Genomic DNA, 14,074 nt, shown 5'->3' on the forward strand with positions numbered 1-14,074 from the left:
ACTGTTTCATCGAGCCGGCATTATGCGTTCAGCGCTGCGCGGGGGTAAACCACACCTTCATGAAAATTCAGCCGAGGCGACAGGCGCACGCGTGGCACGGCGACGCCACCATTCGCTGCCAAGCAGTGCCAGCAGCATGACAGCCCCTCCCTGAGCGATTCGCGACAGATCCGCATCACGATTCCAGATCAACAGATTGACCAGAAGTCCTGCGGGAATCAGCAGATTGTTCATGACCGCAAGCGTTGCGGCATCGACACGTCGAGCGCCCTGATTCCAGAAGAAATAGCCCGCACCGGAAGCCACCATGCCCAGCCAGGCGAGTACACCCCACTGCACCGGCGTGGTGGGCAGGTGCTCGCTGCTGCCCAGCAACGCCCACGCCGGCAGCGCTACCAGCAGCGCCCCGATGTAGAACCAGCCGAAGACATTAATGGCGGGCAAAGTCCCTTCGACGCCACGCATAAGATGCCGGTAACCGACCTGACCGATGGCAAAACACAGGTTGGTCCCCTGCACCATGAAAAAACCGGTCCAGAACGCGTCACCGGGCGCCTGGTAACGAATCAATGCCGCCCCCAGTACAGCAAGCCCGGCCATTGCCAGCTGGAACATGTCGAGCCGGCGACAGATCAGGTTGTCCAGCAGTGCGATATAGATCGGCGTGAAGATGGTAAACAGCAGGATTTCCGGCACGCTGAGCAGCACAAAGGACTGGTAATAACACACATACATCAGTCCCAGCTGCACGGCGCCCACGCCCATCAGCCCCAACGTTCGGCGCCGATCCAGCAGGCGCGGGCGAAGCCAGGGCAAAAATACCAGACAGGCAAGCGAGATACGCGTTAATACGGCAAAATAGCTGTCCACCTGACCGGCCAGATACACGCCGATCAGACTGAACGAGAAGGACCACAACAGTGTGACCCCGAGTAGATAGCCCATATGCTTCGTCAACCAGATAGAGTTTCAAGGTTAACAACAATTATACGCCTGACCGAGTGCCTCGAGGCAACCCGCACACTCTCCTTTACCGCCTCTCCCGGCCCCGAATCATCGAGTGACTGGGCCGGCCAGGGTACTGGGGACGTCATGGTCAGTGGAGAGCCCCCGATCCTTCGCTTTCATGAGAAGGGGCATTTTACGCATGCCAACGGCCGCCGAATGGCCTTTAGCAACGTCTATCGCTTTGAAGTCGTAGAGGATCGCGTCGAGCTTTATCACGAACGCCGCGGGCAGGAGGATGCGGTCTTTCTGTTTCCACTGGTGGTGGTCGAGGAGAATCGATTGATGAGCCTTGCGCCCCATCTATGCGTTCGAGACCTCTACAGTGGCGAACTGATCATGACAGACCACGGGTTCGACCTGACCTGGACGGTCGAAGGGCCGCGCAAACAGGAGCGCATTCACTACTGCTATCGGTAGGCGCAAGGCTGGCCATGGAGGGGTCATAACATTAGCCAAAGCTTTCCAATTACCCCTCCCTATTACGACCTTTGTCTTATTCAAATATCATGATGAGACCCGGACACATACACTCAGGATGTTTTCTGGCAGCGGTGTCTGTCACCGCAGTATTTCAATAACACATGGAGCAAACGATGGAATTGCAAAATCGTGAAGGACAGCTTGTACCGGAAGTCACTCTCAAGCAGCGCAAGGGCGGCGAGCTGATCGATGTTCAGACCAAGGACATCTTTGCCAATCGCACTGTCGCTGTCTTCTCTCTTCCGGGTGCCTACACGCCGACGTGCTCCTCCACGCATCTGCCGCGCTACAACGAGCTGGCAGAGCAGCTTTTCGCCAGCGGTGTCGATGAAATCCTGTGCCTTTCCGTCAACGACGCTTTCGTGATGGAAGCCTGGGGCGAACATCAGGAAGCCGAGCATCTGACCCTGCTGGCCGATGGTAACGGCGACTTCGCCGAAGGCATGGGTATGCTGGTGGACAAGACCGACCTGGGCTTTGGCAAGCGCAGCTGGCGCTATTCGATGGTCGTTCGCGATGGCAAAATCGAAAAAATGTTCATTGAGCCGCAAAAGCCGGGCGACCCCTTTGAAGTGTCCGACGCTGACACCATGCTCGATTATCTCAATCCGCAGGCAGAGCGCCCCAGTTTTGCTACCATTATCAGCAAGCCGGGCTGCCCGCACTGTGCACGCGCCAAGCAGGCGCTGGCTGATAATCGCATTGCCTATGAAGACATCACCATTGGCAACCGCGACATCACCAGCCGCTCACTGCGCGCCATGACCGGTCACGCCACCGTACCGCAGGTCTGGATCGATGGTCGCCATATTGGCGGTGCTGAAGATCTCAAGGCGCATCTTGAGCAGGCTGTTGCCTGATCAATCGATCATTTGCCTGATCATGACGGCCACCTTCGGGTGGCCGTTTTTGTATGTGCAGCCCCCACCGCTTATCCATGGAATGGAGTTTCAGCATGCAAGAAAGACATGTAGACGTTGCGATCATAGGCGCAGGAAGCGCCGGCCTTGGCGCCTATCACGCGGCCTGCGCCCACACCAACAGCATCGTCCTGATCGAAGGCGGCCCCTATGGCACCACCTGCGCCAGAGTAGGCTGCATGCCCAGCAAGCTCTTGATTGCCGCCGCCGATGCTGCGCATCACGCGCGCGATGCCGGGGCCTTTGGCATCCACCTTGATGGCCATATTCGCATTGAGGGGCGAGAGGTCATGGCACGCGTTCAGCGTGAACGCGACCACTTCGTGGCAGGGGTCATCGACTCGGTAGAAGAGATCGATGCCGCACAGCACCTTTGCGGCCACGCCATCTTTGAAGATCACAACACCCTCCTCATCGATGACCACACCCGTGTTCATGCCAATCGCATTGTCATCGCCACCGGTTCCAGCCCCGACTTCCCTGATGTTCTCAAGGCCGCCGGCGAGCGTCTGGTCACCAACAACGACCTTTTTTACTGGGACGACCTGCCCGAATCGGTCGCCGTATTCGGTCCCGGAGTGGTGGGTCTGGAGCTTGGGCAGGCGCTGTCACGACTGGGGGTTCGGGTGCGCATGTTTGGCATTGGCGGAGCCGTCGGCCCGATCAGCGACCCGAATATTCGCGATTACGCTGATCAGCAGTTCAACAAGGAATTTTATCTCGATCCGGAAGCGCAAACGCGCAACGTGGGACTCGTCGATGACCGGGTAAACATCACCTTTGTCGAGCGCAACAGCGGCCATGAGATTACCGAGTCGTTTGACTATCTGCTTGCCGCTACGGGCCGCCCGCCCAATCTTGAGGGGCTGGAGATTGATCGCGCCGATCTGCGCATGGATGAAGGGGTACCGGTATTTGATCGCTATACCCTGCAGTGTCAACGCCGGGATGGCACACCTGCGTCCATCTTTATCGCAGGCGATGCCAATGCCGAGCTGCCGCTACTGCATGAAGCCTCCGATGAGGGACGCATCGCCGGCGATAATGCCGGCCGCTACCCGAACATTCGTGCCGGTCGTCGGCGCTCGATGCTGACGGTAGTCTTCACCGACCCCCAGATTGCCGCCGTCGGACAAACCTGGGCCGATATCGAAAAGCGCCCCTGCGACAGCTATGCCATCGGCGAGGTCAACTTTGAGTATCAGGGGCGCGCCCGGGTCATGCGACAAAATCATGGTCTACTGCGCGTCTATGGCGAACAGGGCTCAGGGCGCTTTCTGGGTGCCGAAATGTTCGGCCCACAGGCAGAACATCTGGGCCATCTACTGGCATGGTGCCATCAGCAGCACATGACCGTGGCACAGATGCTGGAGATGCCCTTCTATCACCCCTGTGTTGAAGAAGGCCTGCGCACTGCTCTGCGCGATCTCAATGCCTGTCTCAAGCAGGGCCCTGCCATGGCACAGCACTGCATGGAAACCGGCCCCGGTAGCTAGCCGCTTTCAACGCATGAATATGACGACACAAGCCGCTCGATTTAACGATCGGTTGCTTCAACAATGTCATGACCCAGTGTGTGCTGGCATCGTCTGCCGGCAGCATTTCTCAGGAGCCACGCATGGCCGACTACATGATTACCTGCGATCTAAAGCGCCCCGGCCAGGAATACCATCACCTGCTCAGGGCCCTGGCACGCTATCCGAACAGCCTGCACATTCTCGAAGCCACCTGGCTTGTCAGAACCATGGCCACGCCCGACCTGATTCTTGCCGATCTCGAACAGTATGTGGACGTTGAAGATCAGATGTTCATTGCCGTGATGCAGACACCGGCCGCCTGGTCGGACAGTCTGGGCGTGGACCGCGTACTCGAGTTTTTCAGTCAGAGCTGAGCCCGTTGAAATGTTGCAGGCAACACGATGCATCGAAAAGATGTACAAGTTTTCTTGCAATATCTGTATAGCTTTTCTATTTTCTCCCTACAGTCTTGGCGTGCAGGCATTCGGCACTCTGATGGATCAGAGTGACGCTCAGGGAAGAGGTAGTCGGCCGCAATGTCTGTCATTGGAGTATGAAACCCCGGCAAGGATGTCGGGGTTTTTTTATGCCTTGACCCCAGCATTCAATATCCGAACGTATCGATCACATCGCCAGGCATGAACCTGTCTTTATCCGGGCTGGATGGCAGTCAGCACGTGCAGAAGCAGCACGGAAAACGTGCCAGTAGCAAAGGCTTGTTGAGATGAAGCCGGAAAGAGGCTGGAAGACGTACTGGAAAGGAAATGGAGCGGGCAATGGGACTCGAACCCACGACATTCAGCTTGGGAAGCTGACGCTCTACCAACTGAGCTATACCCGCATGGCGCTCATCATAAAAGCCCCCATCGGCAAACACAAGTCACGCGCTACAAAGTGCTGTTTTTGAGGCAAAAAAGCATCGAGTAAAAAAAATTTCGATTTTAGGGATCAAATTGGCAACCGGGGGGTCTTAATAGGCAAGACGTTCTTCTTCAGTCGCTGAGGGATGCGTCTTGGTTTAACTGTTCCTTGCATGGCCGCCACCTCGTTGTGGCGGTCTTTTTATGTCTACGTCATGTAGTCATGCAAAGAGAACCCGACTTTTTGGTCGGATCCTACCCTCACACTGCTGCTTCCCGGCACCATGGCATTGCGGTTTCACTCACATCGGGTGTCGCGCGCTGATTACGGCATCATAACGAGTCAAGATGCGCTGCACTTCCTGTTCGGTCACGGTTTTCGCATACCTGGCAGGTGTCGTCACATAGGCGCCGCATGTCCTGCAGTTCAAGGGTTCATCAAGCCTTGTCCTTTTAAGCTGTCTGGACGTTACGGGCACATGACATGCCGGGCATTTCAAATGGCCTTCCATGGCGTCTCGCATTCCTGCTCCTGCCCTTTCAATCCGTTGATGCCATAGAGGCTAGCAGTCACACATGTCACATGCGTGGCAATAATGCATGAAGGATCGAGAGGATGAGCGGAAAGATATGGAAAGCACGCTCTACCCCGTCATGACCACCTCCAGACCATATTCGGTAATGCGTCCGCAGCATTGATCAAAGGCGTCGCGTCTGAACAATCGCTGTATCAAGTGACGCGAAGTGTCATTCTGCCAGGTTGCGTCGATAAGCCCTCTTCGAAAGAGATAGCGAATAGCACGCGTAAACTCGACATCCGTTACTCCAAACTCAATTGCCTTGACATGGACACGTTGGTATCGGCCGGTGTTGAGCAGGCGGGTCAGAATGGCCAGCTCGAGCGAGTCGAGAGTTTGCATGCCGAATGCGTCAGCCTTTTAACATCACATGGATTAATAATCTGGAATCTGAACGAATTATACTCATCACCCAACGAGGCTAAAGTATTAAAAGAAACATATTTTGTGATCAAATTATTTAATTTTGCAAAAAATACATTAAATATACTTAATCGATGTCGCAAAATGGCGACAAAATGCCGCTAAATTGGCCTTGAGACGGCCCATTTCGAGCCAAAAGCCAGTCTTAATATTTACATAAACTTACTCAAATTCGTTTTCTTTTAATACTCTCTTAATTCAATGCTCCGGGAGAGATGTCATTAATGCCGTACCCATCATCACGCTGAGCCTCCATGATCCTCCTGATCGTATTTGCCCTGACTGCCATCGGCATTTCCTTTATCTGTTCAGTACTTGAAGCCGCCCTGCTCTCCCTCACTCCCAGCCACATTGCACGTCTGCAGGAATCAAGGCCCGCCCTGCATCACTCGTTGCGTCAGCTCAAGGACAACGTTGACCGACCTCTGGCCGCTATTCTTACGCTCAATACCATCGCCCACACCGTTGGCGCGACAGGTGTAGGCGCACAGGTCTCTGCGGTTTTCGGGGAGACATGGATCGGTGTGGCGTCGGCGATCATGACGCTTTTGATTCTTGTGTTATCGGAAATACTGCCCAAGACCATTGGAGCCCGTTATTGGCGACAGCTTGCACCGCTGCTGGCCCCGACCCTCAGGGTCATGATCTGGTTGCTGCTGCCCTTTATATGGCTGTCGGAACAGATCACACGTCGAATTGGCGACAGCGCAGAAGACGATGTCGATGTGCGTGAAGAGATCAAGGCGCTGGCGAAGCTGGGTCAGGAGCGCGGGGTCGTGGATGCCGATGAAGGCAAGACCATCATCAACATTTTGAATCTGCACAATATTCCGGTACGCGATGTCATGACACCGCGTACGGTATGCACCACCGTGACGCCTGAAATGACAGTGGCCGAATTTGATGCCGGCTATAGCGACCTGCCCTTTACGCGCTACCCGGTCATGACGCCGCCGGAACAGACCGTGGGCTATATTCACAAGATGGACGCCTACCACGCCGACGACAGCGCCACACTCGAATCAATCATGCACCCGATCGACTCGGTCGACAGCGAGGACAGCGTCGAGCAGGTGTTCATTCGAATGCTCAACGATCACCATCACATGTGCGTGGTCTATGACACCCACGGCAACTGGGTGGGCGTGCTGACAATGGAGGATATTCTCGAAACCATTCTGGGACAGGACATCGTCGATGAAACCGATGATGTCTCCAATCTCCGCCATCACGCCAAGCAGCTCTGGCTCAAGCGCATCCGCCGCAGCCGCGAAGGGGCCATCAACGACCGGCTACCCAAACGCTGACCCTCTCGGTCATGGATCGGGACATGCTAGAATAATGTCCCGATCCGGCAACCGATGACCCCCATGGCTACCTTTTTGCTGACCTTTGTCGTCTGTCTGCTGATCTGCGGTTTCATGGTCGCGGCACTGCTTTTGTCACGAACGCCGCGATATCGCACAAGTGCTGACGATCTGCTGACCCTGCTCGATGAAACGCTGGAAAACCGCGTGTCCGAAGCGCGCTGGTATACCATTGTCGGCTACCCGATTCGCCACGACCCCTATCTCGAAAACGTGCGCCGGCGCTGTCAGGCCATCATGGATGAATATGGCCAGCCCTGGCGTTTCGAACAGGGCGGCGCGCTGTTTTCAGCCACCGGGATCGAGGAGATTCGCGCCCTGCGTGAACACCTGACAGCGAGACTGTCACTCAATGACCGACGCGCCTTTTGATTCAGGCCGATGAGCGTCCCTTGTTCGGATATTGAATTGCCATGAATATCTCGCTGACCAGCACCAACGTCATTCGCCGCGCGCCTCTCGATGAGATCTCCCAGGCGCACTCTCACCCCTTTCATCAAATCGTGATCGGTCTGGCAGGTGAAGCGGAAATCATCATTGACGGTCGCTCGCTACATATCTCGCCGTTTCAGGGCTGCACCATCCCGGGAGATCGAGAACATTGTTACCGCGGCATTGGTGACAACTCTCAGCTGCTGCTGGATCTTTTTGATGATGCACCGGGACTTTCAGGCACCTATCGACATCATTTTCAGCTTTTCTCTCAGCCCCTGCATTTCGAGCTCGACAGTGCCGCTCGGGCCTATCTCACCTTTATGGTTGAAGAGATCACGAATCAGCCGGACGTCGACCGCGACCTGCTGATCACTACCCTGCTTTCGATCCTCTCCCATCGCTTGCTCGACCGGCAGGCAACTCCCCAGTCTCGACTCAACCTGACCATGCTGGATCACTATATCGATCAACATCTGGCCCTGGGCATTCGTGTCGAAGACCTGGCCAGTCTGGTGCACCTTTCCAGCGCCCACTTTACCGAGCTTTTTCGCATTCGAACCGGGCTGCCACCCTATCAGTATATTCTGCGCAAACGCCTTAACGCCGCTCGTCAACTGTTGCTGGAATCGCGACTGCCCCTGATTGATATTGCCGAGCGCTCGGGCTTTGCCAATCAAAGCGCCCTGTCGCACGCCTTTCGGCGCCATTTCGGTCACGCACCCGGCGCACTGCGCCAGACGTCTTCCTCATGAATCCTGTCAGCAGGGGTGGGCCTTCCCACCCATTCAGTTAGACTAAAGAATCATTGAAGAAAAGCCTGTTTTTTTGCTCCACCCAAAGGGCCTCACAACTCCCGCCAATCTGACAATCCTTCCCGGCAAATCGACAAGACGGCGTTGCTCACCGCGACCTAAAGTCGCAAAAGCCACCATCCTCTTGTAACCGCCAGCCATCGGTGCACTGCCTTTTGTGCGTCCTCCATCAGTGCTGGCTGCCCGTCGCGGCAAGGAACTTCACTATGCTCAATAGCCAACAAATACTGGATGCCAAAACCTGGCAGCAGGCGCCTGAAGCCCTTTTTGACCGCATCAGCGATCATTACATCGTTAACGAAAACGATCTGGTGCGGGAGTTCATCGAACTCCTGCAGACCGATGACAAGGATTTCAAGCGGATTGCCGATAGGACAGCGGCCCTCGTGCGCGAAGTTCGCGCCATGGATACCGCGGTGGATTCCATCGACGAGCTTTTGCAGCAATACAGCCTTGGCACTCAGGAAGGCCTGATGCTCATGTGCCTGGCAGAAGCTTTGCTGCGCGTGCCGGACACCGCCACGACCGACGCCCTGATCGAGGATCGCCTCAGTGTCGGTGACTGGGAAAAATACGCCGGTCAAAGCGAATCCTGGTTCGTGAACGCTTCCACCTGGGGGCTTCTGACCACCGGACGTGTGATCAAGCTGGATCATCCTCAGGATGGACGACCGGCCGGTTTCATCAACCGCATGGTCAACCGCATGGGCGAGCCGGTCATTCGTCAGGCCATGCGCCAGGCGATGAAGGTCATGGGCCGCCAGTTCGTACTGGGCCGGGACATTGATGAGGCGCTCAAGCGCTCAAAGCCGCAGTTCGACAAGGGCTACACCTACTCATATGACATGCTCGGGGAAGCGGCGCTGACGCGTCAGGACGCCCAGCGCTATCTTGAAGATTACACCAACGCCATTCGCGCTGTTGGCAAGACCAGCCAGAAGCTTTCTTCAAGCACGCCGGCCCCCTCAATCTCCATCAAGCTTTCAGCGCTGCACCCTCGCTACGAATCCGGCCGCCGCGACCAAGTGCTCCGGGAACTGGTGGGCACCGTACAGCAGCTGGCGGAACTGGCGCGCAGTCTTGATGTGGCCCTGACCATTGATGCCGAAGAGGTGGACAGGCTCGAGCTGTCCTTTGAAGTCTTCAAGGCCGTCTACAACTCCAGCGCCTGCCGGGGCTGGGGCAAGTTTGGCCTTGTCATTCAGGCCTACTCCAAGCGAGCGCTTCCGGCACTGCAGTGGCTGACACATGTTGCCAACGACCAGGGAGATGAAATCCCCGTTCGCCTGGTCAAGGGTGCCTACTGGGACAGCGAGATCAAGGAGTCACAGCAGCTCGGTGTCGACGGCTATCCGGTCTTTACCCGCAAGGCCTGTACGGATGTCTCGTATCTGGCCTGCGCGACCTATTTGCTGTCCGACAATACCCGTGGCCGCCTCTTCCCACAGTTTGCCACCCACAACGCACACACCATTTCGACCATTATCGATCTGGCTCACCAGGGTGATCGCGCCTTTGAATTCCAGCGCCTGCACGGCATGGGCGAGGCGCTTTACGAGGCCGCCCTCAAGCAAGCTCCGAAGGGCACCTGGTGTCGCATCTATGCCCCGGTTGGCGCCCACAAGGATCTGCTGCCCTACCTCGTGCGCCGCCTGCTGGAAAACGGCGCCAACTCCTCGTTCGTGCACCAGCTGGTAGACCCGCGTGTACCGGTCGAATCCCTGTGTGTCCACCCGGTCGAGAAACTGATCGGTGTTGGCCAGTACTTCAATGCCAACATCCCCATGCCGGCGGCAATCTTTCCTGACGGACGTCGTAACGCTCGAGGCATCAACCTCAACGTCAACAGTCAGTTCAAGCCGCTGATGGACGAGATGACGCCCTTTTTCCAGCGCGACTACAATGCCGGTCCGCTGGTGGGATTTGATCTGAAAGACAGTGGCGGCGATCAACGCAACGTTATCTGCCCCTGGGATCACACCCGCACGGTCGGCAAGGTCCGCTGGACCAGTGCCGAAGAAACCTCACATGCCATCGATGTCGCGTGGAAGGCGTTCCCTGACTGGAACGATACACCGGTCGAGAAGCGCGCTGCCATTCTGGAGCGTTTCGCCGATCTGATGGAAACACACATGGCAGAGCTGATGGCCATGTGCTGCATGGAAGGCGGCAAGCTGTTGACCGACGGCGTGGCCGAAGTCCGCGAGGCAGTGGATTTCTGCCGCTATTACGCTGCGCGTGCCCGGGAAATCTTTGAGGCACCCACGGTCCTGCCCGGCCCAACGGGCGAATCCAACGAGCTCATCATGCAGGGCAAGGGCGTCTTTGCCACCATCAGCCCGTGGAACTTCCCGATCGCGATTTTCTGCGGCCAGACCGTCGCTGCGGCGGTGACCGGTAACACCGTGCTGGCAAAGCCCGCCGAACAGACCTCACTGATTGCGCACCGCGTCATTGAGCTTCTGTATGAAGCCGGGATGCCGCGTGAAGTCGTGCAGTTGCTGCCGGGTGACGGCGCAACAGTGGGTTCTGTACTCTCGAGCGATCGCCGTATTACCGGTGTGGCCTTCACGGGCTCCACCCAGACAGCGCAGCTGATCAATCGCTCGCTGGCTGCTCGTGAAAACGCGCCTCTGCCGACGCTGGTGGCAGAAACCGGCGGACTGAATGCCATGATCGTGGACTCCACCGCCCTGCCCGAACAGGTCGTCAAGGATGTGGTGGCCTCAAGCTATCAGAGTGCCGGCCAGCGCTGTTCAGCGCTGCGTGTCCTTTACGTTCAGGAGGACATCGCCGAGCGCGTCACTGAAACCCTCAAGGGGGCGATGGCCGAGCTCAATATCGGCGACCCCACCAGGCTTGCCACCGATGTTGGCCCGGTCATTGATGAGGATGCCCGTAAAGGTCTTCAGGCGCATATTGATCGACTCAAGGGCGAAGGTCGCCTGATTGCAGAGACCGAGATTGATCCGGCCATTGCTGCCAACGGCACCTTCATTGCACCGACGGCATTCAGAATCGATGGTATTGATGCGCTGGAGACCGAGCAGTTTGGCCCCATCCTGCATGTAGTGACGTTCAAGGCCAGTGAGATTGATCAGGTCATCGACACCATCAACGAGCGCGGCTATGGCCTGACCTTTGGTGTACACAGCCGCAACGAGACGTTCACCAACCACGTGGCCAGTCGTATCCGAGTAGGCAATGTTTACGTCAATCGTAATATCATCGGTGCCGTGGTAGGCGTTCAACCCTTTGGTGGCCAGGGGTTCTCGGGCACCGGGCCCAAGGCCGGCGGACCTCATTATCTGCTGCGCTTTGCCAATGAAAAAACGCGTACGATCAATACAGCAGCGCTTGGGGGCAATGCTTCCCTGCTGGCCATGGGTGACGGTTAATCCTGACCCCATGAGTCAGGCGCGCGATGGATCACCATTTGTGGTTGAAAACAACGTCAAAAACGGTTTTCCATTCGCGCGCGCCCTGCTCATGACGCTTGCAGGAAACATTCCGGCCTAATAATCAGAAGACAGGAGAATTCTATGGCTATCGGTGTCTGGATCAGCCTTTTTGCTTACTTTGCGCTCATGATCGCGATCGGCGTATACGCCATGCGCACTTCTACTTCTACCTCCGAAGACTATATGCTCGGTGGCCGAACGCTCAGCCCACAGGTCGCTGCCCTGTCGGCGGGGGCATCGGACATGAGTGGCTGGCTGCTGCTGGGGCTTCCCGGGGCGATGTTCGCCTCCGGCCTGGGTTCGGCCTGGATCGGTGTGGGGCTTCTGGTGGGGGCCTTCTTTAACTGGCTGCTGGTGGCCCCTCGTCTTCGTGAACAGACGGTACACTATGGCAATGCCATTACGATTCCTGCCTTTCTGGCCAATCGTTTCCCTACCCGCGCCATGTCATTGAGGGTGGTATCTGCCATCGTCATCGTGGTCTTCTTTTCCATCTATACGGCTTCGGGTCTGGTCGCCGGCGGCAAGCTGTTTCAAAGTGCCTTCGCCGGTCTGATCAACATCGGCGGTCTAGGTGACTACGGCACGGGCATCGTCATTACGCTGGGCGTGGTGCTGGTCTATACGGTCGTCGGGGGCTTTCTTGCCGTCAGCCTGACGGACTTCGTACAGGGCTGCATCATGATGCTGGCACTGGTGATCATGCCGGCCGTGGTGCTCTTTGGCGAAGGTGGTGGTGGTTTCTCTCAGGCCGCGCAGACCCTCAATGAGGTAGACCCCACACTGCTTTCCTGGACGGATGGCCTGACCTTCATCGGTTGGCTCTCGGCCGTTACCTGGGGCCTGGGATATTTCGGACAGCCTCATATCATTGTGCGCTTCATGGCTATCCGATCGCTCAAGGATGTCCCCGTGGCGCGAAACATCGGCATGAGCTGGATGCTCATTTCCATGATTGGCGCCGTCTCGCTGGGAATCTTCGGCCGGGCTTATGCCGTGCGCAATGGCATGCAGATTGAAGATCCGGAAACGATCTTTATCATTCTGGCCAATCTGCTGTTCCATCCCTTGGTCACCGGCTTCCTCTACGCTGCGCTGCTGGCAGCCATCATGAGCACCATCTCCAGCCAGCTGCTGGTGGCCTCTTCTTCACTGACCGAAGATTTCTACCGTTTGTTCCTGCGAAAGGAAGCCTCCGAGAAGGAAGCGGTCACAGTGGGTCGTGTGAGCGTATTACTGGTGGGCATCGTGGCCGCCATTATCGCCTCCGATCCGAACTCTCAGGTGCTGGGTCTTGTGAGTAACGCCTGGGCAGGCTTTGGCGCCGCTTTCGGTCCGCTGATTCTGCTGTCATTGATGTGGTCACGCACCAATGGTGCCGGCGCCATCGCTGGTATGGTCGTAGGGGCCGTCACGGTCATGGTCTGGATCGCACTGGGCTGGAACGCAGCATTTCTGGGCGGTCCGGGTGTCTATGAAATCATTCCCGGCTTCATCGCTTCCTTTATTGCCATCGTGGTGGTCAGCAGGGCTACCAATGATTCCGGCGAATACAAGCAGATCACTCGCTGAGATCATCCAACCGCAGTTGACACGTCAAAAGGGCTCCCGAGGGAGCCCTTTTTGATGACATGCCGTGAAACCATCTTCAAGACAGCGAGCCTGTCATCTCGCCAATGAGCATGAATCAGAAGCTTTTGTTCTGTTTCAGTGCACCTTGCTCAACGCGAAGCGGATGACTGCCCGCACGATCAGAGCGATCAGGGCAATCAGAATCAGCGTCAGAAGCATGGAAGCGGGGTTGGTCATCAGCGTCGCCAACAGCACCCCGGCAACGATCGACCAGGTGAGGCGATTGCCCTGATCATCATCAAGGCGCAGCATGGCGGGTACCCAGCGATTGACCATCTTGCCAAAGCCACTTTCCCAGCCCTTCCATGCCAGCGCCGTAACAATGGCGAAGATTACAATCCAGATGACAGCAATGGTCATAAGCTCTCCTGCGCGAATATTTGAATGTCTATAATTTGGTTTGACCCCAGGCACAATGCCTATACCGCTGGGCTGTCATGACGCCGTCCTGCATTCAGGCAAGCACCATGCTGGCATGATATCGCAAAAAAAGCGGAATTGATGGGTCACCCGGGGTTGAAAAATATACGGCCGTCGCCATCTTGGTAAACAAGCACGTCGGCACGCATTCATGGAGGCTC

Annotated in this window: 12 protein-coding genes and 1 tRNA gene; 9 read left to right on the forward strand and 4 right to left on the reverse strand. The window is 56.7% G+C overall.

Features of this window, described 5'->3' with window-relative positions; genetic code table 11:
* Positions 1-57: 57 nt before the first annotated feature.
* Entirely contained in the window at positions 58-945 is an 888-nt protein-coding gene (locus B9H00_RS01925) for an EamA family transporter (RefSeq protein WP_086899237.1), read from the reverse strand.
* Positions 946-1,092: 147 nt separating this feature from the next.
* On the opposite strand from B9H00_RS01925, the gene B9H00_RS01930 reads away from it, so the two are divergent.
* The 4 genes from B9H00_RS01930 (at position 1,093) to B9H00_RS01945 (ending at position 4,299) form a co-directional block, all read left to right on the forward strand.
* The gene (locus B9H00_RS01930; protein ID WP_086899238.1) at positions 1,093-1,425 is read left to right on the forward strand and encodes a DUF6314 family protein; all 333 of its coding nucleotides are present in this window, start codon (positions 1,093-1,095) and stop codon (positions 1,423-1,425) included.
* A 176-nt stretch (positions 1,426-1,601) separates the two neighbouring features.
* Entirely contained in the window at positions 1,602-2,348 is a 747-nt protein-coding gene (locus tag B9H00_RS01935; RefSeq protein ID WP_086899239.1) for a glutathione peroxidase, read from the forward strand.
* A 95-nt stretch (positions 2,349-2,443) separates the two neighbouring features.
* The gene (locus B9H00_RS01940) at positions 2,444-3,904 is read left to right on the forward strand and encodes a dihydrolipoyl dehydrogenase (protein ID WP_086899240.1); all 1,461 of its coding nucleotides are present in this window, start codon (positions 2,444-2,446) and stop codon (positions 3,902-3,904) included.
* Between the two features lie 122 nt (positions 3,905-4,026).
* Positions 4,027-4,299 carry a hypothetical protein gene (locus tag B9H00_RS01945; protein ID WP_086899241.1) on the forward strand — a complete coding sequence of 91 codons (273 nt, stop codon included), beginning with the start codon at positions 4,027-4,029 and terminating at the stop codon, positions 4,297-4,299.
* A gap of 391 nt (positions 4,300-4,690) precedes the next feature.
* On the opposite strand, the gene B9H00_RS01950 is transcribed toward B9H00_RS01945, so the two are convergent.
* Positions 4,691-4,766, reverse strand: a tRNA-Gly gene (locus B9H00_RS01950).
* Positions 4,767-5,429: 663 nt separating this feature from the next.
* Entirely contained in the window at positions 5,430-5,705 is a 276-nt protein-coding gene (locus tag B9H00_RS01955; protein ID WP_086899242.1) for a hypothetical protein, read from the reverse strand.
* Positions 5,706-6,040: 335 nt separating this feature from the next.
* On the opposite strand from B9H00_RS01955, the gene B9H00_RS01960 reads away from it, so the two are divergent.
* The 5 genes from B9H00_RS01960 (at position 6,041) to putP (ending at position 13,433) form a co-directional block, all read left to right on the forward strand.
* Complete coding sequence (locus B9H00_RS01960; protein WP_086899243.1) at positions 6,041-7,093, forward strand: CNNM domain-containing protein; 1,053 nt, start codon at positions 6,041-6,043, stop codon at positions 7,091-7,093.
* Between the two features lie 63 nt (positions 7,094-7,156).
* Positions 7,157-7,525: a hypothetical protein gene (locus B9H00_RS01965; RefSeq protein WP_086901646.1), complete on the forward strand. Its 369-nt coding sequence runs from the start codon at positions 7,157-7,159 to the stop codon at positions 7,523-7,525.
* Positions 7,526-7,566: 41 nt separating this feature from the next.
* Positions 7,567-8,340 (forward strand): AraC family transcriptional regulator, encoded by a 774-nt coding sequence (locus B9H00_RS01970; RefSeq protein WP_086899244.1) that lies wholly within the window; start codon positions 7,567-7,569, stop codon positions 8,338-8,340.
* Positions 8,341-8,606: 266 nt separating this feature from the next.
* Entirely contained in the window at positions 8,607-11,798 is a 3,192-nt protein-coding gene (gene putA, locus B9H00_RS01975) for a bifunctional proline dehydrogenase/L-glutamate gamma-semialdehyde dehydrogenase PutA (RefSeq protein ID WP_086899245.1), read from the forward strand.
* Between the two features lie 144 nt (positions 11,799-11,942).
* Positions 11,943-13,433, forward strand: coding sequence for a sodium/proline symporter PutP (putP, locus tag B9H00_RS01980; protein WP_086899246.1), 1,491 nt, complete (start codon positions 11,943-11,945; stop codon positions 13,431-13,433).
* A 135-nt stretch (positions 13,434-13,568) separates the two neighbouring features.
* Here putP and B9H00_RS01985 read toward each other — a convergent pair whose 3' ends face one another.
* A complete protein-coding gene (locus B9H00_RS01985) occupies positions 13,569-13,853 on the reverse strand; it encodes a hypothetical protein (RefSeq protein ID WP_086899247.1) in 285 nt (94 codons plus the stop codon).
* Positions 13,854-14,074: the final 221 nt, after the last annotated feature.

This window comes from Kushneria marisflavi (assembly GCF_002157205.1).
Taxonomy (GTDB): Bacteria; Pseudomonadota; Gammaproteobacteria; order Pseudomonadales; family Halomonadaceae; genus Kushneria; species Kushneria marisflavi.